Here is a 24,958-nt window from a genome sequence, read left to right as displayed (position 1 = left end):
CATCATGCGCAGCGAAGTCAGTGTGACCTTCAAGGACGTGGCGCCCATCCGCCTGGACCTCAACGAAGTGCAGCCCATGCCGCACGATGTGGCAAGGGGGTGGCTGGACGACCAGTTCACGCAAATGGGCTGTGAGCCGTTTCGGCCCACGGGCAAGCTGCTGACCGCCGACAAGGTGGTGGTGGTGGCCCAGGCGGCTGGGCCGGTGAAGTTTGCCGAAGCCAAGTGGGCTCAGGAATTTGCCCGGGCGTCGAGCGCGGCGCTGGGCAAGCCGGTTGTGCATGTAGATGTCACAACATTAAGCATCAGCTTCTAGGTCCCCACGCCTCGCTTTTCTTAAGCAATTTAGGCCTCTAGCCAGTGCCAATCATGCGCTGATCGCTACTAAATTAATAGCAAAATAAGTTTCAGTTCACGGCATTCTCGCCGTCACGCTTTCAGCGCCTGCAGCAGTTTTACGTGAATCCCGCCAAACCCGCCGTTGCTCATGCACAGCAAATGGTCGCCCGGCCGCGCTGCGGCCAGCACCTGCTCGAGCAATTGGTCAATGGTGCCGGCCACTTGGGCGCGTTCGCCCATGGGGGCCAGCGCGGCGCGCGCATCCCAGTCCAGTCCGCCGGCGTGGCAGAAAGCCAGGTCGGCTTGCTCGAGGCTCCAGGGCAGCTGGGCCGTCATGGCGCCCAGTTTCATGGTGTTGCTGCGCGGCTCGAAGATGGCGAGGATGCGTTCGCTGCCCCGGCCGGCGCTTTGCAGCTGGCGGCGCAGGCCGTCTACCGTGGTGTGGATGGCGGTGGGGTGGTGGGCGAAGTCGTCGTACACGGTGATGTCGCCACCTTTGCGCGGGATCACGCCGCGCACTTCCATGCGGCGTTTGACGTTCTGGAACTCCGCCAGTGCCTGGGCCGCGGCCTCGGGCGCCACGCCCACATGCTCGGCCGCCGCGATGGCGGCCAGCGCATTGAGCTGGTTGTGCACGCCGCTGATGCCCCATTTCACATGGGCCACGGCCTCGCCAGCCTTGAGCACGTGAAAATCGTGCGGCTCGCCGTGGGCCATGAAGCCGCTCTTGTTCAGCAGGCCGTTGCCGAAGAGCAGTTGCTCACTCCAGCAGCCTTGGGCCAGCACGCGCTGCAGGCTGGCTTCGGCGGCATTGACGACCACGCGGCCTTGCGAAGGCACGGTACGCACCAGATGGTGGAACTGCCGTTCGATGGCCGCCAGGTCGTCAAAAATGTCGGCGTGGTCGAACTCAAGGTTGTTCAGGATGGCCGTGCGTGGGCGGTAATGCACGAACTTGCTGCGTTTGTCGAAAAAGGCCGTGTCGTATTCGTCGGCTTCAATGACAAAGGTATTGCCTTCGCCCAGCCGGGCGGATACACCGAAGTTCAGCGGCACGCCGCCGACCAGGAAACCCGGTTTCAGCCCGGCAGCTTCGAGAATCCAGGCCAGCATGGCCGTGGTGGTGGTCTTCCCGTGCGTGCCGGCCACTGCCAGCACATGGCGTGGCCCGGTCGGGTGGTGGGTCGGGTGGTGCAGCACGTGGCCCGAGAGCCATTGCGGGCCGCTGGTGTAGGGTTTGCCGCTGTTCAGAATGGCTTCCATGAGCGGATATTTCGCGCTGCCATCGGCAAGCCGGGCACGGGACACCACGTTGCCGACCACGAACACGTCGGGCTCGAAGGCCATCTGGTCGGCGCCGTAGCCCTCGATCAGCTCAATCCCCAAACCGCGCAGCTGGTCGCTCATGGGCGGATAGACGCCGGTGTCGCAGCCTGTCACTTTGTGCCCGGCTTCCCGCGCCAGGGCGGCCAGGCCCCCCATGAAGGTGCCGCAGATTCCCAGAATATGTATGTGCATGGCCTGTATTCTAGGCAGGGCTATCCGCGGGCCCCACAGACCTGGATCCGGTGGCTGCGCGGAAATTCAAGGAAAAAGCGCCTCCTGGTCAATGTGGACGGGCCCAACCAGCTATTGATTTCATAGCAACAGGGTGTGCCGTGGGCCGGGGTGAACTTTAGCGTCTGGCGGGAACCCAACCCGGGGCACAATCGCTTCGCCCGCACCCGTATCATTTATCCGCATCACCCATTGACCTTCGATTTGGCCTTGCCTGGTCGAAGCCAGCCGATCTTGACACCTCATACCCTTAAATCCGAAATCGCCGCCACGGCCGCCGCGCTGGTGGTGGAAGAAGGGCTGGAATATGGTCCGGCCAAACGCCGCGCCGTCAAACAGATGGCATTGCCCGCCCGTACCGAACTGCCGGGCAATGACGAGCTGGAAGACGCTGTCCGCGAATACATCGCGCTTTTCTGTGCCGACACCCAGCCCGCCGAGCTGGCAGCGCTGCGTGAACTGGCGCTGGTCTGGATGGAACGGCTAGTGCAATTTCGGCCCTACCTGGGCGGCGCCGTCTGGCACGGTACGGCCACGCGGCTGTCCGACATCTATATCCAGCTGTTTTGCGATGACCCCAAATCAGCCGAGATTGCCCTGATTGAGCACAATGTGGACTACGAGCCGCGTACCGTGACCGGCTTCACCGGTGACAGCGTGGAAGCGCTCAGTCTGCGAAGTGTGTGCAAACCTTTGAACGAGACGGTGGGCGTGCATCTGATGGTCTATGACCACGACGACCTGCGGGGCGCCCTCAGGCCCGACGCCAAGGGACGGACCCCGCGGGGGGACCTGGCTGCCGTGCAAAAATTGCTTTCCCCCCAACCCGGAACTTCAGACACGTGAACCGCAGAAACATGCTTTATGGCAGTGCCGCCGCCTTGGCCGGCCTGGCCGGTGCAGGCGTCGCCTGGTGGAAATTCCAGCCTCACGCGGTGGATGAAAAAGTGGTGGCGCCCACTCCCGGCAGTACATCTGGCAGCGCGACCGACGCATTCTGGAGCCTGAACTTCGACACGCCCGACGGCAAGAACCTGTCCATGAGCAGCTTTCGCGGCAAGCTGCTGTTGGTAAATTTCTGGGCCACCTGGTGCCCGCCCTGTGTGGAGGAGTTGCCATTATTGGATTACTTCTACCAGGAAAATCGCGATAAAAACCTGCAAGTGCTGGGTTTGGCTGTCGACCAGCCCAGCGCGGTGCGAACCTGGCTGCAAACCAAGCCGCTGCATTTTCCGGTCGGCATGGCCGGTCTGGGCGGAACCGATCTCAGCAAATCGCTGGGAAATCTCGCAGGCAGCCTGCCTTTTACCGCGGTGTTCAGCGCTTCCGGCGAACTGCTTCATCGCAAGATCGGCAAAGTCCTGCCGGAAGACCTGGCGCTCTGGGCCAAGCTCAATTAGCGGCAGAACATTGCTGATGGGCCGTGCTGCATCGAAACCTTCGGTAACAGCCGGGAACAGCTTCTAACGGCATCTTCCGCGGGGTTTTTGAGGCAGAGCGGCCAGCCGCCAGACGGTGGGGAATGGCCTCCGGCTTGATGTACACTCTGCGCTTTCCCGGGGTAAGCCGCCTGGCTCGTCCCCGCAGTAATTAACTGATAAGCGCTTTAAAGCGTAAAAGCAGAAAGTAAGTGAAAAAAGAAGGAAGATCGGTGGCCGCGTCAAGTGCCTTCCGTTTCCAGCCTTTCAGTCAAAAAAGCTGCGCCGAGATCCCGCGCCAGCATCTACCGTCGTTGGAGAGAACCTATGGATTTAAGAAAACTCAAGACCCTGATTGACCTCGTCTCAGAGTCCAACGTCTCCGAGCTGGAGATCACTGAAGCCGAAGGCAAGGTGCGTATTGTCAAATCCAGCGGCGCTCCCCTGGTGATGCAGCAGCCGGTTGCCATGGTAGCAGCTCCCGCAGCGGCGCCCGCGGCCGGCGCGCCTGCCGCACCGGTTGCCGAAGCAGCGCCCGCAGCCCCCGCCGGCCATGCCGTCAAGTCGCCCATGGTGGGCACTTTTTATCGCTCTGCCAGCCCCGGCGCCAAGCCTTTTGTCGAACTCGGCAGCGTCATCAAGGAAGGCGAAACCATCTGCATTATCGAGGCCATGAAGATCCTCAACGAGATCGAAGCCGACAAATCGGGCACCGTCACCAAGATCCTTTCGGAAAACGGCCAGGCTGTCGAATACGGCCAACCCCTCTTCATCATTGAGTAAGCGGGCGCCTTGCCTCCTTTCCAAACCAGGCTTACCGACGCATGTTCAAGAAAATACTGATCGCCAACAGGGGTGAGATTGCCCTGCGCATCCAGCGCGCCTGCCGCGAACTCGGCGTGAAGGCCGTGATGGTCTATTCCGAAGCCGACCGCGAGGCCAAATACATCAAGCTGGCCGACGAGTCGGTCTGCATCGGCCCGGCGCCTTCCAAAGACAGCTACCTCAACATGCCCGCCATCATCTCGGCCGCCGAGGTGACGGATGCTGAAGCCATCCACCCCGGATACGGTTTCCTGAGTGAAAACGCCGACTTCGCCGAGCGCGTGGAAAAAAGCGGCTTCAAGTTCATCGGCCCCACGCCGGAGTCGATCCGCATCATGGGCGACAAGGTCTCGGCCAAGCAGACCATGATCAAGGCCGGTGTGCCCTGTGTACCTGGCTCCGAAGGCGCCTTGCCCGATGACCCGGTCGTCATCAAGCGCACTGCCAAGCAGGTCGGCTACCCGGTCATTATCAAAGCGGCCGGCGGCGGCGGCGGGCGCGGCATGCGCGTGGTGCACACCGAAGCGGCTTTGCTGCACGCGGTGCAGACCACCAAGGCCGAAGCCGGCGCGGCCTTCGGCAATCCCGAGGTCTACATGGAGAAATTCCTGCAGAACCCGCGGCACATCGAAATCCAGATCCTGGCCGACCAGCACAAAAACGCGGTCTGGTTGGGTGAGCGCGATTGCTCCATGCAGCGCCGCCACCAGAAAGTCATTGAAGAAGCGCCGGCACCGGGCATCCCCCGCAAGCTGATTGAGCGCATCGGCGAGCGCTGCGTCGCGGCCGTCAAGAAAATCGGCTACCGCGGTGCGGGCACCTTTGAGTTCCTCTACGAAAACGGCGAGTTCTACTTCATCGAGATGAACACACGTGTCCAGGTCGAGCATCCGGTCACCGAATGGATCACCGGCGTGGACATCGTGCGCACCCAGATCATGGTGGCGGCCGGTGAAAAGCTGCCTTTTGCCCAGCGCGATATCCAGCTCAAAGGCCATTCAATCGAATGCCGCATCAACGCGGAAGATCCCTACAAGTTTGTCCCTTCGCCGGGCCGTATCACGACCTGGCACACACCGGGTGGGCCGGGTGTGCGGGTGGACTCGCACATTTACGCCAACTATTTTGTACCGCCCAACTATGACTCGATGATCGGCAAGATCATCGTGCACGGCGATACGCGCGAGCAGGCGCTGGCCCGCATGAGCACGGCGCTGGCTGAAACCGTGGTGGAAGGCATCAACACCAATATCCCGCTGCACCGCGAGCTGATGGTGGATGCCAAGTTCATGGACGGCGGCACCAACATTCACTACCTTGAAGAGTGGTTGTCAAAGCGAGAAAGGTGAGCCCCCACGGTCGCTCACTTCGTGTAGTTCCCTGCCCCCCGAGGGGGCCGCTGCGCCTGCGGCCCGGCAAAGCCGGTTCCGCGGCCCCGGCTTGAACTGAAAACTGGCATCCAACTCTTCTACGATCAATGATGTTTGAACTGGTTCTGCTGGCCCCCGTCGATGAAGTCGAAACCCTGAGTGAGGCGCTGGACGCGCTCGATGCGCTCAGCGTGTCGGTGGAAGACGCCGATGCGCAGACGCCGGCCGAGCAGGCGCTGTTCGGCGAACCCGACATGCCGCCGCCCAAGGCGGGCTGGGAGCGCTCCCGCATCGTCTCGCTGTTTTCCACAGAAGCCCTGGCACGCGATGCCGCCGGCTTGCTGGCGGCCCAGGATTTTTTCGCGGGTTGCCGCGTGGTCGCCATCCAGCCCGTGCCTGAGCAGGACTGGGTTCGCCTGACGCAGTCGCAGTTCGAGCCGGTGGACATCACGCCTGAATTCTGGATCGTGCCGACCTGGCATGAACCACCTGCCGAGGCCAGACAGGTGATTCGCCTGGACCCGGGCCTGGCCTTTGGAACGGGAACGCACCCGACGACACGTATGTGCCTGCGCTGGATCGCAAGCCGGGCCGGGCAGGACCTGGGGCGCGTCCTCGACTATGGTTGCGGATCCGGAATCCTTGCGATCGGCGCGGCAAAGTTTGGCGCCGCCGACATCGACGCCGTCGACATTGACCCGGCCGCCGTCGAATCGACGCGCGCCAATGCCGAAGCCAACCATGTGGCGCTCAACGCTGGCTTGCCCGACAAGGCGTCCGGTCAATACCGGACCGTGCTGGCCAACATCCTGGCCACACCGCTGAAAGTGCTGGCACCGCTGCTGTGCGCACATGTCGAAAAGGGCGGCCATCTCGTGTTGGCCGGCATTCTGGAGCGCCAGGCTGAAGAACTGAAAGAGGCCTACGCACCCTATTGCCAGCTCACCGTGCACGATGCGCAAGAAGGCTGGATCTTGATGACCGCCGGCTTCTGAGCCGGCTCAACCCGGTGCCTGGCGGTTTTCAGGCCGTCAGCGGGGGGGAGCCCCCTACAATACAGCGCTAAATGAGCCTGATTACGCGCTGCCCCGCATGTGGCACGATGTTCAAAGTCGTGACCGACCAACTCAAAGTCTCACAGGGCTGGGTGCGATGCGGGCATTGCGCTGAAGTCTTTGATGCGTCCGCGCATCTGCTGCCGCGTGACATGGCATCGCCCGTGCCCGCCGTACCGTTTGCGGTCGCGGACACCGAACCCATGCCGCTGCCGGAATTTGTCCCTTCTGCGCCGGCGCCGCCAGTCGTGGCTGTTGCCGCTGCTGCGGACCCACAGAAATGGGCGCCGGCCAGGTCATTTGCCGACCGGGTGCCGCTAAGGCCTTCCGGCACTGGCCCTGCCGATGCGCAGGACAGTGCGGCTGATTTTGACCCTGTACGCTGGAAGCGGGCTCAACAGGAACGTCAGCAGGATCCGATGGAACTGCCCGATAGCGTGTTGCCGGATGAGCCGCCAGCCCGCCGGCCGGTGATGGTGCGTCCGGCGGTCGATGATGATTCCAGTTTTGCCTTTTCGGACGTGGACTCCGGCATGCCGGATTCGCGCGTGGAGCACGATGTGTCTTTTGTGCGGGAGGCCAAGCGCAAGGCGTTCTGGAAACGGCCGCTGACCCGGTGGACTATGGCCTTGTTATCCCTGCTGCTGCTGGCCGTGCTGGTCTTGCAGTGGGCTGTCCAGCAAAGGGACACGCTGGCCGCCCTGGAGCCCCGGCTCGTGCCGGCGCTTCAGGGTATTTGCGGCCAGTTGCACTGTGACATTCGTGCGCCGCGGCATATCGAGTCGCTGGTCATAGACAGCTCCACCTTCAACCGCATCGGCCCTGATGCCTATCGCCTCAGTTTTACGCTCAAAAACACGGGTGTGACGCTGCTGGAAATGCCTTCCCTGGAAGTGACCCTGACCGATTCGCAGGACCAGGCCGTGGTGCGCCGCATCCTGACGCCGGCACAGTTTGGCGCCAAATCGCCGACCCTGGCCCCCCGCTCCGAAATGCCCGGCCTGGTCATCATGAAAATATCCGGTGATCCGGACACTGCAGCTGCAGCGTCGCCGCCGTCTTCTGCGCCGGCGGCTCCCTTGCGAGTGGCTGGCTATCGTGTCCTGGTTTTTTACCCCTGATTGAAACGAGAGAACTGAATGTCTGCTGTTATTTGTGGCTCCCTGGCGTTTGACACCATCATGACCTTTGAGGGGCGCTTTTCGGAGCAGATACTGCCCGATCAACTGCATATTCTGAATGTGTCGTTTCTGGTGCCGGCGCTGCGCCGTGAATTTGGCGGCTGCGCCGGCAACATCGCCTACAGCCTGCAGCAGCTTGGCGGCAAGCCGCTGCCCATGGCCACGGTCGGCAGCGACGGCGCTGAGTACGTGGAGCGCATGAAGACGCTGGGCATCAGCACGGAATTTGTGCGGCAGGTGGGCGACACCTACACCGCCCAGGCGATGATCATGACCGACCGGGACAACAACCAGATCACGGCTTTTCATCCGGGTGCCATGATGCAGGCCCATGTCACCCGCATTGACGCACGCGATGACATCAAGCTGGGCATTATCTCGCCTGACGGGCGCGATGCCATGCTGCAGCATGCCGAGCAGTTCAAGCTGGCTGGTATCCCCTTCGTTTTTGATCCAGGCCAGGGCCTTCCCATGTTTGACGGCAAGGAGCTTTCCCACTTTGTGGAACTTTCCACCTGGGTGACCGTCAACGATTACGAGGCCAAAATGCTGTGTGACCGCACGGGCCTGTCATGCGCCGAATTGTCCCGCCGGGTGCAGGGCCTGGTGGTGACGTTGGGCGCGGAAGGTTGCGAGGTCTGGATTGGCGGCGAGAAAACCCTCGTGCCGCCGGTGAAAGCCGAAACTGTGGTCGACCCGACGGGATGCGGCGATGCCTTTCGCGGCGCTTTGCTGTTTGGCCTGGAAAAAGGCTGGGCGCTGGACCGCTGCGCCGCGCTGGGCAACCGGGTAGGTGCACACAAGATCGCGACGCGCGGCGGCCAGAACTACACGCTGAATTCAGAGAAAATCGGCGATTGAGCGTGACTGGACGGGCGCAAGAAGCTATCGAATTAATAGCTACGCCCCCTTTCGCCTACTTCTCGCGGCGCTTTACGCGGGGCTATGGCTCGCGGTGGTCCAGTGCTTTCAGCCATTCATTCCACGCAGCCTGGCTTGCCGCTGCAGCGCTGACGCGCAACTGCTTGCGCCTTGAAGCCTCTCCGCGGGCCAGCGTGACCGCCTGCTGCGGAACGCCGAGGCAACCGGCCAGCCACTTCACCAGCGCCTGATTGGCTTTGCCGTCCACGGGCGGTGCCTGCAGCCGCAGGCGCAGCGCCTGCTGGCCGGCCTCTCCATGCAGGCCCATCATCTCGGTTTTGGCGGCGTTGGGCACCACATGGATGTCGATCAGAACGTCCCCATTCTTTTCCCGTCGCAGAAAAGGAAGTTCGGGCAGCGCGGGGAACGGTTTCATGGCTGGAGTGGTCCGGCGGCGGTAAACAGGGGTCAGGGGTGTCAATTGTGGATGGCCTCAGGAACGGCCCAGCCATGAAAAAAGCCCGACATCTTTCGATATCGGGCTCTAAGCAGAATTACCTTACTGCTTACGGCTTGCTGGCTGTCGGAAACGGCCAGGCAGCTTGCGGGTTCAGAGTAGTCTGAGCCGCAGGGGCAGCCGCTGCAGCGGGTGCTTTCGCAGCTTTGGCAGCAGGTTTTTTCGCGGCTTTCTTCGCAGCGGGCTTTTTCGCTGCTTTCTTGGCGGCAGGCTTTTTCGCAGCGGCTTTCTTCGCCGCTGGTTTCTTCGCTACCTTTTTCGCGGCCTTCTTGGCTGCTGGCTTTTTCGCTGCAGCTTTCTTCGCTGCTGGCTTCTTGGCCGCTACCTTCTTGGCTGCTGGCTTTTTCGCTGGCGATTTTTTCGCAGCTGGCTTTTTGGCCGCTACTTTTTTCGCTGGAGCTTTTTTAGCCGGAGCTTTTTTCGCTGCTGCTTTTTTCGCAGGAGCCTTCTTAGCCGCTACTTTTTTCGCAGGGGCTTTCTTTGGAGCAGCTTTTTTAGCCGCAGTTTTTTTCGCAGTTGCCATAGTTTTCTCCTTGATCACGTTGCAAAGAGCACTTCACGGTTGGAGTACGTAAAGCGATTCACGGCGTTGGGCCCCGGATAAACCGGTCCCAGCGCCGCGAACACAGGAGCAAAGCCCAACGCGCACTCTTCGGTGCTGTCACTGGTCATTGCAATTCTTGAAATCATTGTTCGCTTGTCTCGCGTATTTTTCTGGTCAATCAATCCCAGGAAAGGGCACCACCGGACTGGTACTCGATCACACGGGTTTCAAAGAAGTTACGCTCTTTTTTCAGGTCGATCATTTCGCTCATCCATGGGAACGGATTCTCCTCGTTGGGGAAGAGAGTTTCAAGTCCGATCTGCGTGGCACGGCGATTGGCAATGTAGCGGAGGTAGCCTTTGAACATGGACGCATTGAGGCCGAGCACGCCGCGCGGCATGGTGTCTTCGGCGTAGCGGTACTCCAGTTCGACGGCTTTCATGAACAATGCCTTGATTTCGGCCTTGAAGTCCGCCGTCCAGAGATGGGGGTTTTCCAGCTTGAGCTGATTGATCAGGTCGATGCCGAAGTTGCAGTGCATGGACTCGTCGCGCAGGATGTACTGGTACTGTTCGGCGGCGCCGGTCATCTTGTTCTGGCGACCCAGGGCAAGAATCTGCGTGAAGCCCACATAGAAGAACAGGCCTTCCATCAGACAAGCAAACACGATCAGCGACTTGAGCAGGGTCTGGTCAGCTTCGGTAGTGCCAGTTTTGAAGTGAGGGTCGGAAATCACTTCAATGAAAGGAATCAGGAACTGGTCCTTGTCCTTGATCGATTGCACTTCGTTATAGGCGTTGAAGATTTCGGCTTCGTCCAGGCCCAGTGATTCAGTGATGTACTGGTAGGCGTGGGTGTGAATGGCTTCTTCAAAAGCCTGGCGCAGCAGGAACTGGCGGCATTCGGGTGCGGTGATGTGGCGGTAGGTGCCCAGCACGATGTTGTTGGCTGCCAGCGAGTCGGCGGTCACGAAGAAACCCAGGTTGCGCTTGACCAGACGGCGTTCGTCTTCGGTCAGGCCGTTCGGGTCTTTCCAGAGCGCGATGTCGCGCGTCATATTTACTTCCTGCGGCATCCAGTGGTTGGCGCAGGTGGCGAGGTATTTTTCCCAAGCCCACTTGTATTTGAACGGCACCAGCTGGTTGACGTCGGTCTGGCCATTAATGATGCGTTTGTCGGAGGCCTTGACGCGTTGTGCCTTGGCGGGTGCGGCGGCAGACGTAGAAGGTGCTGCAGCTTGCACAGGTGCGAACGCGCCGTCGTTGAGCATGCGCACTTGCGCCTGGGGCTGCTCGGCAGTGTTCAAAGAAAGAGGCGGAAGTTCCATCGAGCGGCCTTCAGGCAAGCCGCTGTTGTGAGATGTTTGCAAAGATGGTTTGACTTCTTCGTCCCAGGTCAACATAGAGGTTTCCAATACTTTGGGATTATGAAAGCAGCGATACAAAATGAAAAGTGTTCATTCACATCGCTACAAAATTGTGTTGCTCAATTACATCGAATCGTGCGATGAAGCTCAGCGCACGATTCGGTGTTTTATTGGCAGGCCTCGCAACCTGGGTCATCGATTGCACAGAATTTGATGTCGGTCGCGGGCGATGCACTCATCTGCGCCTGCGCTGCGGCGGCTGCCGCTTCGAGCGCGCTCATGCCGCCGCCTGCCGTCGCGGTACCCGATGACACCGAGTTCATCTTGCCCGCGGTCACGGTCGACTTCTCGGCGTGCGTCGCGCTTTGCGTGCGCAGGTAGTAAGTCGTCTTGAGGCCGCGCAGCCAGGCCAGCTTGTAGGTGTCGTCGAGCTTTTTGCCCGAAGCGCCTGCCATGTAGATGTTGAGCGACTGTGCCTGATCAATCCACTTCTGGCGGCGCGCTGCCGCCTCGACAATCCAGGAAGTTTCAATCTCAAACGCCGTGGCGTAGAGCGCTTTGACGTCCTGCGGTACGCGATCGATCGGGCGCAGGGAGCCGTCAAAGTGCTTCAGATCCACCACCATCACGTCGTCCCATAGGCCCAAGCGCTTCAGGTCGCGGACCAGGTAATGGTTGATGACGGTAAATTCACCCGACAGGTTGGACTTGACCGACAGGTTGCCAAAGCAGGGTTCGATACAAGCATCCACCCCAATGATGTTGGAGATGGTGGCTGTGGGCGCAATGGCCACGCAGTTGGAATTGCGCATGCCGTCTTTGGCAATCTTCTTGCGCAAAGCGTCCCAGTCAAGGCTGGCGGAGCGGTCGACTTCCACATAGCCGCCGCGCTGCTCGGCCAGCATGTCCAGCGTATCCAGCGGCAGGATGCCCTTGTCCCAGAGCGAGCCTTTGTACGTGGCATATTTACCGCGCTCTTTGGCCAGTTCGGTCGATGCCCAGTAAGCGTGGTAGCAGACAGCCTCCATGGATTTGTCGGCGAACTCGACAGCTTCCTGGGAAGCGTAAGGCACGCGCAGCTCGTACAGGCAGTCCTGGAAACCCATGATGCCCAGGCCCACAGGGCGGTGGCGCATGTTGGAATCGCGGGCCTTCTTGACGGCGTAATAGTTGATGTCGATCACGTTGTCCAGCATGCGCATGGCCGTGGTAATGGTCTTTTTAAGCTTCTCGTGGTCGACTGCGCCGTCCTTCAGATGCTGGACGAGGTTGACCGAGCCGAGGTTGCAGACAGCAGTTTCGGTGTCGCTGGTGTTGAGTGTGATTTCGGTGCACAGGTTGGACGAGTGCACGACGCCGGTGTGTTGCTGCGGCGAGCGCACATTGCAGGCGTCCTTGAACGTGATCCAGGGATGGCCGGTTTCAAACAGCATCGACAGCATCTTGCGCCACATGTCGGTGGCCTGCAGCTTGCGGGATGGCTTGATTTCGCCGCGCTCGGCCTTGGCTTCGTAGGCGGTGTAGATTTTCTCGAAGTCCTTGCCGAACTTGTCGTGCAGGTCGGGTGTGTCCGACGGTGAGAACAGCGTCCAGCTGCCCTTTTCCATCACGCGGCGCATGAAGAGGTCGGGAATCCAGTTGGCGGTGTTCATGTCGTGCGTACGGCGGCGATCGTCACCGGTGTTCTTGCGCAGTTCCAGGAACTCTTCAATATCCAGGTGCCAGGTTTCCAGGTAGGCGCAGACGGCGCCCTTGCGCTTGCCGCCCTGGTTGACCGCCACGGCGGTGTCGTTGACGACTTTGAGGAAAGGCACGACGCCTTGCGATTCGCCGTTGGTGCCCTTGATATGGGCGCCCAGGGCGCGCACAGGCGTCCAGTCATTGCCCAGGCCGCCGGCAAATTTGGACAGCAGCGCGTTTTCCTTGATGGCGTCGTAGATGCCGCCCAGGTCGTCGGCGACGGTCGTCAGGTAGCACGACGACAGCTGCGAGCGCAGCGTGCCGGCATTGAACAGGGTGGGCGTGCTCGACATGAAGTCGAAGGACGAGAGGATTTCATAGAACTCGATCGCGCGTTCTTCGCGGTTGATCTCGTTGAGCGACAGGCCCATGGCCACGCGCATGAAGAAAGCCTGTGGTAGCTCGATGCGCTGTTTGCGCACGTGCAGGAAGTAGCGGTCAAACAGGGTTTGCAGGCCGAGGTAGTCGAATTTCAGGTCGCGTTCGGGCTTGAGCGCGGCGCCCAGGCGGGCCAGGTCGAACTGCTGGAGCTTTTCGTCGAGCAGCTCGTTTTGTACGCCCTTGGCGATGAACTGCGGGAAATACTCGGCGTAGCGAATCGCCATGTCTTCCTGACTGACTTCTTCACCCAGCACTTCGCGGCGGATGGTGTGCATCAGCAGGCGTGCGGTGGCGTAGGTGTAGTCAGGGTCTTTCTCGATCAGGGTGCGCGCTGCCAGGATGGACGCCTTGTAGACCTCGTCAATGGGCACACCGTCATAGAGGTTGCGCATGGTTTCCGCAACGATCGGGTCGGGCTTGATATCCGCGCCCAGGTTGGCGCAGGAGGCTTCAATCAACGCCTGCAGGTTGCGGATGTCCAGCGCGACGCGGTTGCCGCGGTCGGTCACATGGATCAGCGGCGCTGCGGGCGCCTGGGTTTGCGGCTGGCGTGCGCGCTCTTGCGTGCGCTTTTCGCGGTACAGCACGTAAGCGCGGGCGATCTCGTGGTGGCCGCCGCGCATCAGGCCCAGCTCGACCTGATCCTGAACGTCTTCTATATGAAAGGTTCCGCCGCCTGGGCGCGAACGCATCAGGGCGCGGATGACCGCCTGGGTCAGGCCGTCAACGGTTTCGCGGACGCTGGCCGAAGCCGCACCCTGCGTGCCATGCACGGCCAGGAAAGCCTTCATCATGGCCACGGCGATCTTGTTGGGTTCGAACGGCACCACGCCGCCATTGCGGCGAATGATCTGGTAATGGGCGAGCGGGTTGCTTTGCGCGTTGGTATCGCCGGTTGCTGGGTTGCTTGCCAGAACGCTCGACGTGACGGGCACCGCGTGTTGTGCAGTTTGCATGACTTCCTCTTTGCTTTGTTTTATGGGTGGTTTGATGTGCTGTTCGGGGGTCTCTGGATATATTGAGGTATTGCACAGGCCTATCAACCTGCTCCTTCATTTCCTGACCCAAATTACATCAAACTGAATTAGGGCTTAGACACTATACCTAGGGTATGGAGGGAATACAAGCCACTACAGGTAGTGTATCGCTGACTGAATGCACCGTTACGTTTTGTGGCTTTTTAGGCCCCATTCCAGACGCCTCGATCAGGGCTTGATGGTGGCTCGTTCAACTTCGCTGAAAGCCTGATGCCATCAGGCTTGTGAAGCTGATGCGGCGTTGTGGCGCGGCTTTTCGCGGGCTTGGGTTGAGAGCGCCGGCCACTGCTGGCGCGGTAAAAATAACCGGAAATTTCAACAGCAAGACGCACCGCAATGGTGAGTGCGTGCAGGTGCACCAGTCACATGATTTCGGGAAAACACCTAGCCGGTGACGACAGCGAGTTTTGCAGCAGAGGCCAGTTGAAGCCAGGGCCCGGGTCCTGCTTGCGGCCGGGTGCAATGTGCTCGTGCCCGGCGATGTGCTCAATGGGGTAGCGCTGCAGAAGCGAGGCGCATAGCCCGGTCAGGGTTTCATACTGGGATGCTTCAAAGGTATCTCCCTCAAGGCCTTCCAGTTCGATGCCGATGGAATCGTCGTTGCAGTTGGTGCGTCCGCGGTAGCTGGATTCCCCGGCATGCCAGGCGCGGTCGTCACAGCTCACAAACTGCCACAGAGCGCCGGTTCGGGCGATGAAAAAGTGCGATGAAACCTGCAGGCCGCGAATGCCCTGAAAGTAAGCGTGTGCCTCCCAGTCGAGCTGGTTGGTGAAAAGGCGTTCGACGTTGCCATTGCCGAACTCACCTGGCGGCAGGCTGATGGAGTGGATGACGATCAGGTCGATTTGCGCGCCGGGAGGGCGTGGACCAAAGTTGGGCGAAGCCAGTGCGCGTGCACAGCGGTACCAGCCGTTTTGCCACAAAGGCCGGGGAAGGGCATTGGGGCTCTCAGGCGGGGTCATCAGCAGGGTCAAGTCCATCGGCCAGGTCGTCATTGCCCGGCGTGGCGATATTCAGGCGTGCAATGCGGTAGCGGATCTGCCGCAGGCTCAAACCCAGCCTCGCGGCGGCGGCGGTACGATTGAAGCCGGTCTCCAGCAAAACCTTGGTCAGGATGTTTCGCTCCTGCCCGTCCAGATAATCCTGCAGGTTTTCCGGGACGGCGACGTGCTCTTCGACCGGCGCATCAAAATGCAGCACGCTTCCTTCGCCGAGCGCCACGGCCCGGTGCAGGATGTTTTCCAGCTCCCTGACATTGCCGTTAAAGGGCCTGGACTGCAGCTGCTCCATCACGGCATCCGTCAACTCGGGCATCTTGAAGCCGGACTCCTGGCAGATTCTTGACAGCAGGGCATTGCAGAGTGCCGGCAAATCCTCCCGGCGTTCGCGCAAGGCCGGCACGGCAATTTCAATCACATTGAGCCGGTAATAAAGATCCTGGCGGAATGTTCCTTCCTGGGCTTCCGCCGCCAGGTTTTTGTGCGTTGCGCTGACGATGCGCACGTCAACGGTGTCCTCCTGCGGCGAACCCAGCGGCCTGACGGTGCGCTCCTGGATGGCGCGCAGAAGTTTGGATTGCATGGCCAGCGGCAGGTCGCCGATTTCATCGAGAAACAAGGTGCCGCCCTTGGCTGCCTGGAAGTAGCCTTGCCGGTCCTGCGCTGATCCGGTGTAAGCGCCCTTTCGTGCACCGAAGAACTCCGCTTCGAGGAGGTTTTCGGGTATGGCGCTGCAATTGACGGCTACAAAAGGCCCTGTCGCGCGGTGGCTGCAGCCGTGTACGGCGCGTGCAACCAGTTCCTTGCCGGTGCCCGATTCCCCCTGAATGAGGACCGGCGCCATGCTTCCCGCCACTTTGACGATGCGCGACTTGACGGCGCGCATGACGGCAGATTCACCCACCAGTTTTTGCAGAATCTGGGTGCCGTCCCCGCTTTTTTTCTGGGCGGAGGGGGCGGTGCCGTGTTCCGGTGCGCTTCGATCGCTTTTGGCCTGTAGTGCAGGATGCTTGGCACCCTGCACGGCGGATGCCACGACACTGCGGAATTGTTTGAGGTCGACCGGTTTCGTGAGGTAGTCAAACGCGCCGGCCTTGAGTGCTTCCACCGCATTTTCGGCCGAGCCGTGGGCCGTAATCACCACGCATCGTTCGGGCCTTTGCTGGTCTATCATGTCTCGCAGTAATTCGAGGCCAAGGCCATCTGGCAGGCGCATATCGGTGATCACAGCATCGAAGTGATGCGCCTTGAGCTGCTCCCGGGCCTGCAGCAGGTCACCGGCTGCCTCCACCCGATACCCTTCCCTGAGCAGCGTCAGTTCATACAGGGTGCGCAAATCCGGTTCATCGTCAATGACGAGGATACGTGCCTGCTGGGGAACGGGAATGGGGGTGCTCATGGTTTTCAGGTTGGCATTGTGGCAAAAGAAGCCGCAGGCAAGGTCATAGACGGACTGGAGGGTGCGAATATGACAAAAAATTCGTTTCCCTCAATGCCGCTGCGCTGCACGCGCTGGTAGCCGATCAGGGCGCCATAGCGTTCGCACAATTCACGGCAAATGTACAGGCCCAGCCCGCTTGAGCGGCTTTCAGAGGAGAAAAATGGTTCGAACAGGTGTGTTTGCACGGTTTGCTCCATGGGTTGGCCATCGCTCCATACGGACAGACGGGCCTGCCCGGGCGTAACGAGCTGGGTGGAGACTTCAATGGCGTGAGAAGATGTGCTGGCATAACGCAGGGCGTTGTCCAGCAGATTGACCATCAGGCGGCGCAAATGCTCGGGCTCAAAGCACACAACGGCATTACCCGAATCTGCCGTGATCTTCATGCGTCGGGACGCTTCAGTCTGCCCTGCCCAGTCCGCGGTAATCTTGTGAGCGGTTTCGTCCAGTGCCAGGGTGGTGGTTTGTGGCGAGGGCAGGTGCGCCTGGGCACGTGAAATGTTCAATACCTCATCGACGATTCTGGCGAGACGTTGCGCATTTTGCCGGATCATGCCTGTGAGCTGGCGGTGCGGCTCGTCTTGCAGGTCTTCTTCCAGCAAGGCATTGGCTTGAGAGATCGCCGCCAGCGGATTCCTGATTTCGTGTGCCACTGCGGCCGACATGCGTCCCATGGCTGCCATCTTCTCGGTCCTCACGCGGGCCTCCATTTCACGCAGGTCCTCCAGGAACATTACACAAAGGCTTTCGTGGGTGCCATTTTTCGAGGCGGCAAGACGAGTGCGTACATGAAGCCGCCGGGTATTGCTGCCCGGGTATTCAAGGCTGATGTCCGCTTCCTGGGGGGTTTGCGTGCTGAACGTGCTGTGCATCAGTTCCGCCAGGGGCAACCAGGCCGCCTCCATGACGAGGATGAAAGGCGCGCTGCGAACTGAATCCCGGGCTCCCAGCAGGCGCCTGGATGCCGGATTGGCCGACCGGACGATGCCGTTGATATCGACCACCAGCACGCCGTCGGCCAAGGTTTCAATGACCAGTTCGTTCACCTGCGTCTGCATGCGCGCGGCGGACTGGCTGCGTTTTGCCAACTGCTCTTCACGGGCCAGCCGCAAGGCGAGGTGGTTCGCAAGCAGCGCGACCAGGAAAAAACCGGAACCGCTCAAGCCCGACTGGAGGAATCGGGCATTGAAGTCGCCCAATACCTGAAGTGAGCTCCACCAGGCGTCGGCCAGAAGCAGCAAGGTCACGCTGGCTGCGGTTCCGAAGGCCAGCAAAATCGGTCCAAGGATGGAGGCAAGGAGCACCGGCAGGGCAAACAGCGGCGTGTAGTTGATGCCGCTCGATTGCAGGAAATTGAGTGTGGAGAACGTGATGACGTCCACGCCGATGGTCAGTAACCACTGTGCGTCAAAGGTGCTTCGTGGTGGCCGCGGTTTGGCCCACAGGCGCACGGCCAGTGTGGCGCACAGGTAGGCGATGCATACCCCAATCGACCAGCGGTTGGTGATGTTGCCCAGCGCGTAGATAACCGCCTGAAGGATGACGAGTACCGTGGCGATGGCAACGCGTGCCGTCATGAAGACACGCCACAAACGGCCGAAGGAGCCCAGTTCGGGCACGGTCTCCCACGCGCCTGATGCCTTGCCTCCCGTTTCAAACCAGTGGGATGGCGTGCTCATTGGGGCCTGCTAACACTATGTTTGCAAGATGCGTTGCGCTCAAAAAGGCCTTGAGCAAGGCGCAAAACGCAGGCGGGGTAGACCCCGTCAAGGCTTTGCAACGCCGCGCAAGGCCTTTTTGAGCGCAACCCGGAGGGAATGGGGTGAAAACGGCGCCACTCGGCGTTGCGCTCCTCACCCAGACTCCCGGTCTGGGATTCGTCGCGCGCCTTGATTGGCGCCGTTTTCACCCCATTCGCATTTGTAAACATAGTGTTGGCAGGCCCTAGTCTCCTGCCTGGCGGCGATGCGCGTCACTGCAATAAATCCCCTTGCCGCCTGTCAGGGCGTCGGACTTCGGCAAATGCACGTGGCAGACATCGCATGCGATCATCTCCGCAACGGCCGTTTCGCGGCCCGGTGCCTGGCGGGGACGGGCAGCCGCCGCATCGTTTCTTTCCGCATCGCGGTTGTGACGCCAGAGCCAGAAAACCACCAGCACGAATCCCAGGACCAGAAGGTATTTCATGCCCGCCTCAGAATGACTTCAAGTACAAAGCGCGAACCGGCGTAGCCCAGCAGCAGCAGGCCGGAGCCCAGGTACAGCACACGGACGGCCTTGCGGCCACGCCATCCGAGGCGCGCCCGGCCGATCAGCAGGCCGGCAAACGTCAGCCAGGCCAGGACCGAAAACACGGTTTTATGGTTCCATTTCCAGGCCAGGCCGGGCCCGTAGAGTGTTTCGGCGAACAGCCAGCCTACAAACAGCGTGGCCGACAGCAATACAAAGCCGGCCTCCACGAAGCGGAAGGTGAGCCGCTCCAGCGTCAACAGCGGCACACCCGCATCGGTTTGTGCGGCCAGCCGGATGGAGCGCTCGGAGCGCGTCATCAGCCAGCCGTGCACCACTGCGGCGGCAAACAGCCCATAAGACGCGATGCCCAGGGCCCAGTGCAACGGCAGCCAGGGGGACGCGATGGCGTGATAGGTGGTACCGGGGAAAATGACCGTCAGGATGACAGCTGCGCTGCCCAGCCCTGCCAACGCCCAGTGGGCCTGGAGTTGTGGAAACAGGCGGCTTTCGATGGCGTAAACGGTCAGCACCAGCCAGACCGTCATGGACAGCGCCGGTGCAAAGCCGAAACGCGGGGGCTCGCCCAGCAGGCCATCGGCCAGCGCCAGCGCGTGCAGCAGCCAGGCCGCCAGCAGCAGGCCGCGGATGGCGGCGGGGCCGAGGCGCGGGGAGCCCAGTGCCAATGCAGCGTAGGCGACGGCAGCACCGGCTGCCGCTGCAAGACCCCACCAGTCGCTCAAAGCTAAAATCATGGCTAGAGTTTAGCCTTTACTGCCTCTTTCCCCCCTTTCTGGCAGCCTTCCGCTGCAGCCTTTCTTTTCCACCTAACTGCGCCGCGTTTGTGGCGCCTTCCCATGGCCTCAGCTCTTACCGACAAGTTATCCCGTCTCGTCAAGGAAATGCGAGGCCAGGCCCGCATCACCGAATCCAACGTGCAGGACATGCTGCGCGAGGTACGCATGGCCTTGCTCGAGGCCGACGTTGCGCTGCCGGTGGTGCGCGACTTCATTGCCCGGGTCAAGGAAAAAGCGCTGGGCCAGGAAGTGATGGGTTCTCTCTCGCCGGGCCAGGCGCTGGTGGGCATCGTTAACAAGGAACTCGCCGCTACCATGGGCGAGGGGGTGAGCGATATCAACCTGGCAGCCCAGCCGCCGGCGGTCATCCTGATGGCCGGCCTGCAGGGCGCGGGTAAAACCACCACTACCGCCAAGCTGGCCAAGCACCTGATCGAAAAGCGCAAGAAAAAGGTGCTGACCGTTTCAGGCGACGTCTATCGCCCGGCCGCCATTGAACAGCTCAAGACGGTCACCAAACAGGCCGGCGCCGAATGGTTTCCCAGCACGCCTGACCAGAAGCCGGCCGACATCGCGCGAGCCGCCATTGACTACGCCCGCAAGCATTTCTTTGACGTGCTGCTGGTCGATACGGCTGGCCGGCTGGCCATCGACGAGGCCCTGATGGCGGAAATCAAGGAGCTGCATGCGATCCTGAACCCGGTTGAAACGCTGTTTGTGGTCGATGCGATGCAGGGCCAGGATGCGGTCAACACCGCCAAGGCCTTCAAGGAAGCCTTGCCGCTCACCGGCATCATCCTGACCAAGACCGACGGCGATTCGCGCGGCGGTGCGGCGCTCAGCGTGCGCCAGATCACCGGCGCCCCCATCAAATTCTCCGGTACCAGCGAGAAAATCGACGGCCTGGAGGTGTTCGACGCCGAGCGCCACGCCGGCCGCATCCTCGGCATGGGCGATATTCTGGCGCTGGTCGAGCAGGTGGCCGCCGGGGTGGACATGGCCTCTGCCCAGAAGCTCGCCGCCAAGATCAAGTCCGGCGACGGCTTTGACCTCAACGACTTCCTGAGCCAGTTGCAGCAAATGAAGAACATGGGCGGGCTCTCCAGCCTTCTGGAAAAGCTGCCCGCGCAAATGGCGGCCAAGGCTGGCCAGGTCGACATGGACAAGGCCGAGAAAGACATTAAGCGCAAGGAGGGCATCATCCAGAGCATGACGCCGCTGGAGCGCCGCAAGCCCGAACTCATCAAGGCCACCCGCAAGCGCCGCATTGCTGCCGGTTCCGGCGTGCATGTTCAGGAAGTCAACCGCCTGCTCAATGAATTCGAGCAGATGCAGGGCATGATGAAGAAGATGAAAGGCAGCGGGATGATGAAAATGATGAAACGCATGGGCGGCATGAAAGGCATGCCCAAGTTTTGATTGATTCGATCTTTAAGTGAAAAATGGCTGCAGCCCAATAAAGACGGGCGCAACCAGCTCCTGAATTAATAGCGTTTGCCTGTCATGAAAAAAGCCGCTTCAAGCGGCTTTTTTCATGGGTTGCCCTGAAGTCAGGCCATTCTCAGGCCGCCTTCAGCCGTGGCTTGGCCAGCCGGCTTGCATGCAGCCAGGCGCGTCGCAGCACCGCCGGCGAACGGGTTTCTTCCGGGATCAGCAGGTAGTTCTGCGCACGCAGGGCCGTGCCCACGCCTACCTTGCTGGTGAGCACCGTCATCGGGATCGCCAGCAGCAGCGGCAGGCCGACCGGGATCAGCCAGATCAAAGCCCGTGCATCGATCACGGCAATGCCGACAGCCAGCAGCGCGATCACGCCGGACATGGGCGCCAACTGCGCCAGCGCATGGCGCCAGGGCACAGCGGCCGCTTCGCGCGGGGGCGATTTCCATTCAAGCTTCAGGCCGGTGAGGGCCACCACCACAAACAGCGAATGCGCGAGCATGCGGATGGGTGCCTGCAACAGCGCGATCAGGGTTTCAAGCAAAGCGCTGCGCAGCAGGGCGACGGTGCCGCCATAGGATTGCTGCTGGCGGTTGACCAGCACGGCCACGATGCCCAGGATGCGCGGCAGGAACAGCATGCACAGCGTCCAGGCCCAAAGCGACATCAGCTCGCCGGGAAGCAGCGTCCAGTCGGCAATCATCGGCGAGCCGGACAGCCACAGCGCCGTACCCAGCGTGAGAAAGCACAGCCACAGCGGCGCCGACAGATACGCCATCGCGCCCGTGCCGAACATGGAGCGGTGTACCGGGTGAATGCCCGGCTCGGCGATCAGGCGCGAGTTTTGCAGGTTGCCCTGGCACCAGCGGCGATCGCGCTGCAGCTCGGCCAGCAAATCGGGCGGCTGCTGCTCGTAGCTGCCCACCAGGTCACCCACCAGCCAGACGTGGTAGCCGGCGCGGCGCATCAGCGCGGCCTCGACAAAATCGTGCGACATGATGCTGCCCGCCATGCCGCCCGTGCCCTTGATATGCGCCAGCGCGCAATGCTTCATGAAGGGCTCAATACGGATGATGGCGTTGTGGCCCCAGTAGTGGGACTCGCCCATCTGCCAGAACTGCATCCCCAGCGTGAAGAGGCGCCCGGTCACGCGTGAGGCGAACTGCTGCGCCCGTGCGTGCAGCGTGACGTGGCCGATGGCCTGGGTTGCGGTCTGGATGATGCCGGCCCTGGGATTGGCTTCCATCAGCTTGACCATGGAAACCAGGCAGTCGCCGCTCATCACGCTGTCGGCGTCCAGCACCACCATATAGCGGTAATCCTTGCCCCAGCGGCGGCAGAAGTCGGCCACATTGCCGGCCTTGCGGTCGGTGCGGCGTTTGCGCAGGCGGTAATAGACCTCGATCTGCGGCTGGTCGGGGTGTCCGGCCAGCTGGGTGCGCAGGTCTTCCCAGGCGGCGCGCTCGGCCTGGATGATGGCCGGGTTGCTGCTGTCCGACAGTACGAAGACATCAAAGCTCTGTACATGGCCGGTCATCGCGACCGACTCGCAGGTGGCGCGCAGGCCGGCGAACACGGTGCGTACGTCTTCATTGCAGATCGGCATGATGATCGCGGTGCGTGTGGACGCATCCAGCGGGTAGTGCTGAACCTTTTTCGCGGACAGCGCGTGTTTGTCACCAAAGATCGTGACGTAAAAGCCCATCATCGCCGTCATGAAGCCGGTCACTACCCAGGCTGACAGAAGGGCAAACAGGCTGATCTGGCCGTACTGCAGCCAGGCGTTGTCATAGTCGGGCTGCATGTCCGCAAAGATGCTGGTTGCCAGCACGGTGCTGATGACGGTCAGCAGCAGGAACACCGTGCGCCGGCGCCGGGCAGCCTGCTGCCAGCGCTCAAGCCGGGGGGCAGGCAGGCGATGGGATGGTGCCGGCGCGGAAACCCGGAATATCGACAGCATGGGCAGCAGCAGCGCGGTGGCCATGCTGTTCCAGAAGCCACGCCAGGGCCGGGGCACCATGGAGCCGCGATTCAGCGGTGGCGCCGTCACCGAATTGGGGTGGCGTTCCTCGCGCAGGGCGCTGCGTGCAGCGGATGGAATCAGAGTGTGATCAGGTTGGTCCATGTTTCGCTCACAGTGTGGTTGTCATGTTTGAGGAAGGCGCGCAGCTCAACAGGCTGGGCCGGGTTCAGCCGCAGCACGCGCAGCGTCATGCGCCATGCGCCGGTGGCGGGATTCTTGTAGGCCATGCTTTCGAGCACACGGCCATTGGCGTTGGCGCTGGAGATGGCTTCGACCTTGGCGTCCTCGGGCAGCGCGTCCAGCGCCGGGCCGGCAAAGTCGATGACGTACTGGACCTGGCCCGTGAGATCGGTTCCGGCCTTCGAGTACCCGGTGCCGCGGCGTGATTGCGTGACCCAGCTGTTGGGCGGCAGTTGCTGGTTCTTGCCCTGCCAGCTGATTTGCCAGGCGATGTCCAGCGACTGGCCAGGTGCTGGCATTTTTTCGGGTACCCAATAGGCCACCACGTTGTCATGGGTCTCATCCGGCGTGGCAAATTGAAACAGCTCGACCCGGCCGGCGCCCCAGTCGCCCACGGGCGTGACCCAGGCGCTGGGCCGCGTCTCATAGCGAGCTTCGGTGTCTTCGTAGTTGGCAAAGGCGCGGTCGCGTTGCATCAGGCCAAAGCCCTTGAGCGACTTCATGGCGAAAGACGTCACCAGCGGGGAGGACGGATTTTGCAGGGGCCGCCAGAGCCATTCACCGTCACCCGTAGCCATCATCAGGCCGTCGGAGTCGTGCACTTCGGGCCGGAAATCGCCGGGGCGGGGCTGGTTTTCGCCAAAGAAAAACATGCTGGTCAGGGGCGCGATGCCCAGCGAGGTCACGGGCGCGCTGTTGCCGGAGGTTGTGGCCGGGCGCATGAAGATGCGCGCCTGTACATTCGTGGTGGTTTGCTCGCCGGCCTGGATGTCGAACCGGTAGGCGCCTGTCATGCGCTCCGAATCCATCACGGCAAAGACGGTCAGCTGCTTGCTGTCGACTGCAGGTTTTTGAAGCCAGAAATCCGTGAAACGGGGAAACTCTTCCTTGGCTCCGCCCGCACCGCCTGCGGTGTCCACCGCCAGGCCGCGTGCCGAAAGGCCGTAGCGCTGACCCGATCCCAGCGCCCGGAAGTAGGTGGCACCGGTGAATACCACCAGTTCATCCTTGTAGGTGGGTGAGTTGAGGTTGCTGAAAAAGCGCGCGCCGCCGTGGCCCAGGTCACCCCAGGTCTCGGGTGACAGTTTGTTTTTTCCGAAATTGAATGTGGCGGGGTCGTAAGGCAGACGCTTCACGCCCGCTGTCGTGATTTCGTGAATGCGAACCGAATCACCGTGCCGGCCGACATGGAAAAAATTCGCTTCAAAGGGAAGTTTGTCGGTACGCCACAGCGTGCTGGCGGCGTTGAACCGGATGTCGCGGTAGTCGTCGTACGCCATCCTGGCGAGCTCGGTGGGCACCGCGTGGGACGCTTCGCGCCAGGGCGCTTGCGAGCGCTGGCGCGCGATAGCGGCCACATCGTCCAGATCGAAGGCATGCGCCTGGCCCGCCGCGAGCGTCAGTGCTGCAAGGCTCGCGCAGGCCGCGATACGGGCCCGCAGGAGAAAATTGAAGCGGCGCTTGGGGCCGCCGGAGGATGCCAAAAAAGGCAGGAAAAAAGCTGGCATGCCATGACTAGGGCAAACCCTGTGCCAGCTTCGAAAAATTGTTTTAAATCAACAAGTTGGGCGTGATACTTGATTTAACCAAATGTAATCCGGCTCAAAAGCGCCCAGAATCGCGGGTTTTGTCGCCGGTGAGCGACAACTTCCGCAGATGGCT

Annotated in this window: 22 protein-coding genes; 9 read left to right on the top strand and 13 right to left on the bottom strand. The window is 61.3% G+C overall.

Annotation, left to right across the window (positions count from 1 at the left end; genetic code table 11):
• Positions 1-4: 4 nt before the first annotated feature.
• Complete coding sequence (locus ACXJKE_RS13310; RefSeq protein WP_457281077.1) at positions 5-316, top strand: hypothetical protein; 312 nt, start codon at positions 5-7, stop codon at positions 314-316.
• 113 nt (positions 317-429) lie between these two features.
• Here the strand turns inward: ACXJKE_RS13310 and mpl are convergent, their stop codons facing one another.
• The gene (mpl, locus tag ACXJKE_RS13305; protein WP_457281076.1) at positions 430-1,857 is read right to left on the bottom strand and encodes a UDP-N-acetylmuramate:L-alanyl-gamma-D-glutamyl-meso-diaminopimelate ligase; all 1,428 of its coding nucleotides are present in this window, start codon (positions 1,855-1,857) and stop codon (positions 430-432) included.
• Between the two features lie 273 nt (positions 1,858-2,130).
• On the opposite strand from mpl, the gene ACXJKE_RS13300 reads away from it, so the two are divergent.
• The 7 genes from ACXJKE_RS13300 (at position 2,131) to ACXJKE_RS13270 (ending at position 8,606) form a co-directional block, all read left to right on the top strand.
• Positions 2,131-2,742, top strand: a complete 612-nt coding sequence (locus tag ACXJKE_RS13300; protein WP_457281075.1) for a hypothetical protein — start codon at positions 2,131-2,133, stop codon at positions 2,740-2,742.
• A complete protein-coding gene (locus ACXJKE_RS13295) occupies positions 2,739-3,296 on the top strand; it encodes a TlpA disulfide reductase family protein (RefSeq protein WP_457281074.1) in 558 nt (185 codons plus the stop codon). The genes ACXJKE_RS13300 and ACXJKE_RS13295 overlap by 4 nt, the downstream gene beginning before the upstream one ends.
• Before the next feature lie 345 nt (positions 3,297-3,641).
• Positions 3,642-4,097: an acetyl-CoA carboxylase biotin carboxyl carrier protein gene (gene accB, locus ACXJKE_RS13290; RefSeq protein ID WP_457281073.1), complete on the top strand. Its 456-nt coding sequence runs from the start codon at positions 3,642-3,644 to the stop codon at positions 4,095-4,097.
• A gap of 41 nt (positions 4,098-4,138) precedes the next feature.
• Positions 4,139-5,488, top strand: a complete 1,350-nt coding sequence (gene accC / locus ACXJKE_RS13285; protein ID WP_457281072.1) for an acetyl-CoA carboxylase biotin carboxylase subunit — start codon at positions 4,139-4,141, stop codon at positions 5,486-5,488.
• A gap of 131 nt (positions 5,489-5,619) precedes the next feature.
• Positions 5,620-6,504 carry a 50S ribosomal protein L11 methyltransferase gene (prmA, locus tag ACXJKE_RS13280; protein ID WP_457281641.1) on the top strand — a complete coding sequence of 295 codons (885 nt, stop codon included), beginning with the start codon at positions 5,620-5,622 and terminating at the stop codon, positions 6,502-6,504.
• Between the two features lie 71 nt (positions 6,505-6,575).
• The gene (locus tag ACXJKE_RS13275; RefSeq protein WP_457281071.1) at positions 6,576-7,685 is read left to right on the top strand and encodes a DUF3426 domain-containing protein; all 1,110 of its coding nucleotides are present in this window, start codon (positions 6,576-6,578) and stop codon (positions 7,683-7,685) included.
• An 18-nt stretch (positions 7,686-7,703) separates the two neighbouring features.
• Positions 7,704-8,606, top strand: a complete 903-nt coding sequence (locus ACXJKE_RS13270) for a carbohydrate kinase family protein (protein WP_457281070.1) — start codon at positions 7,704-7,706, stop codon at positions 8,604-8,606.
• 82 nt (positions 8,607-8,688) lie between these two features.
• Here the strand turns inward: ACXJKE_RS13270 and ACXJKE_RS13265 are convergent, their stop codons facing one another.
• The 10 genes from ACXJKE_RS13265 to ACXJKE_RS13220 form a co-directional block, all read right to left on the bottom strand.
• Positions 8,689-9,042 carry a DUF167 domain-containing protein gene (locus ACXJKE_RS13265; protein ID WP_457281069.1) on the bottom strand — a complete coding sequence of 118 codons (354 nt, stop codon included), beginning with the start codon at positions 9,040-9,042 and terminating at the stop codon, positions 8,689-8,691.
• Positions 9,043-9,172: 130 nt separating this feature from the next.
• The gene (locus ACXJKE_RS13260; RefSeq protein WP_431098248.1) at positions 9,173-9,646 is read right to left on the bottom strand and encodes a histone H1-like DNA-binding protein; all 474 of its coding nucleotides are present in this window, start codon (positions 9,644-9,646) and stop codon (positions 9,173-9,175) included.
• A gap of 14 nt (positions 9,647-9,660) precedes the next feature.
• Positions 9,661-9,795 (bottom strand): hypothetical protein, encoded by a 135-nt coding sequence (locus ACXJKE_RS13255; RefSeq protein ID WP_457281068.1) that lies wholly within the window; start codon positions 9,793-9,795, stop codon positions 9,661-9,663.
• Between the two features lie 50 nt (positions 9,796-9,845).
• Positions 9,846-11,069, bottom strand: coding sequence for a ribonucleotide-diphosphate reductase subunit beta (locus tag ACXJKE_RS13250; protein WP_457281067.1), 1,224 nt, complete (start codon positions 11,067-11,069; stop codon positions 9,846-9,848).
• A 131-nt stretch (positions 11,070-11,200) separates the two neighbouring features.
• Positions 11,201-14,110, bottom strand: coding sequence for a ribonucleoside-diphosphate reductase subunit alpha (locus tag ACXJKE_RS13245; protein ID WP_457281066.1), 2,910 nt, complete (start codon positions 14,108-14,110; stop codon positions 11,201-11,203).
• A gap of 443 nt (positions 14,111-14,553) precedes the next feature.
• On the bottom strand, positions 14,554-15,171 hold the full coding sequence (gene ampD, locus ACXJKE_RS13240; protein WP_457281065.1) for a 1,6-anhydro-N-acetylmuramyl-L-alanine amidase AmpD: 618 nt from the start codon (positions 15,169-15,171) through the stop codon (positions 14,554-14,556).
• Complete coding sequence (locus tag ACXJKE_RS13235; RefSeq protein ID WP_457281064.1) at positions 15,140-16,588, bottom strand: sigma-54-dependent transcriptional regulator; 1,449 nt, start codon at positions 16,586-16,588, stop codon at positions 15,140-15,142. The genes ampD and ACXJKE_RS13235 overlap by 32 nt, the downstream gene beginning before the upstream one ends.
• 5 nt (positions 16,589-16,593) lie before the next feature.
• Entirely contained in the window at positions 16,594-18,309 is a 1,716-nt protein-coding gene (locus ACXJKE_RS13230; protein WP_457281063.1) for a two-component system sensor histidine kinase NtrB, read from the bottom strand.
• Positions 18,310-18,574: 265 nt separating this feature from the next.
• Entirely contained in the window at positions 18,575-18,817 is a 243-nt protein-coding gene (locus ACXJKE_RS13225) for a PP0621 family protein (protein WP_457281062.1), read from the bottom strand.
• Positions 18,814-19,614 carry a cytochrome C assembly family protein gene (locus ACXJKE_RS13220; RefSeq protein WP_457281061.1) on the bottom strand — a complete coding sequence of 267 codons (801 nt, stop codon included), beginning with the start codon at positions 19,612-19,614 and terminating at the stop codon, positions 18,814-18,816. The genes ACXJKE_RS13225 and ACXJKE_RS13220 overlap by 4 nt, the downstream gene beginning before the upstream one ends.
• A gap of 102 nt (positions 19,615-19,716) precedes the next feature.
• Between ACXJKE_RS13220 and ffh the strand changes: the two genes are divergently transcribed.
• Positions 19,717-21,075, top strand: a complete 1,359-nt coding sequence (gene ffh, locus ACXJKE_RS13215; RefSeq protein WP_457281060.1) for a signal recognition particle protein — start codon at positions 19,717-19,719, stop codon at positions 21,073-21,075.
• 142 nt (positions 21,076-21,217) lie between these two features.
• Here the strand turns inward: ffh and mdoH are convergent, their stop codons facing one another.
• Together mdoH and ACXJKE_RS13205 are read right to left on the bottom strand one after the other, a co-directional pair.
• Entirely contained in the window at positions 21,218-23,218 is a 2,001-nt protein-coding gene (mdoH, locus tag ACXJKE_RS13210; protein WP_457281059.1) for a glucans biosynthesis glucosyltransferase MdoH, read from the bottom strand.
• A complete protein-coding gene (locus ACXJKE_RS13205; protein WP_457281058.1) occupies positions 23,194-24,804 on the bottom strand; it encodes a glucan biosynthesis protein G in 1,611 nt (536 codons plus the stop codon). Before ACXJKE_RS13205 ends, mdoH begins: the two co-directional genes overlap by 25 nt.
• Positions 24,805-24,958 lie beyond the last annotated feature (154 nt).

The organism is Polaromonas sp. P5_D5 (assembly GCF_054049435.1).
This window is presented reverse-complemented; position numbering and strand designations above follow the sequence as displayed.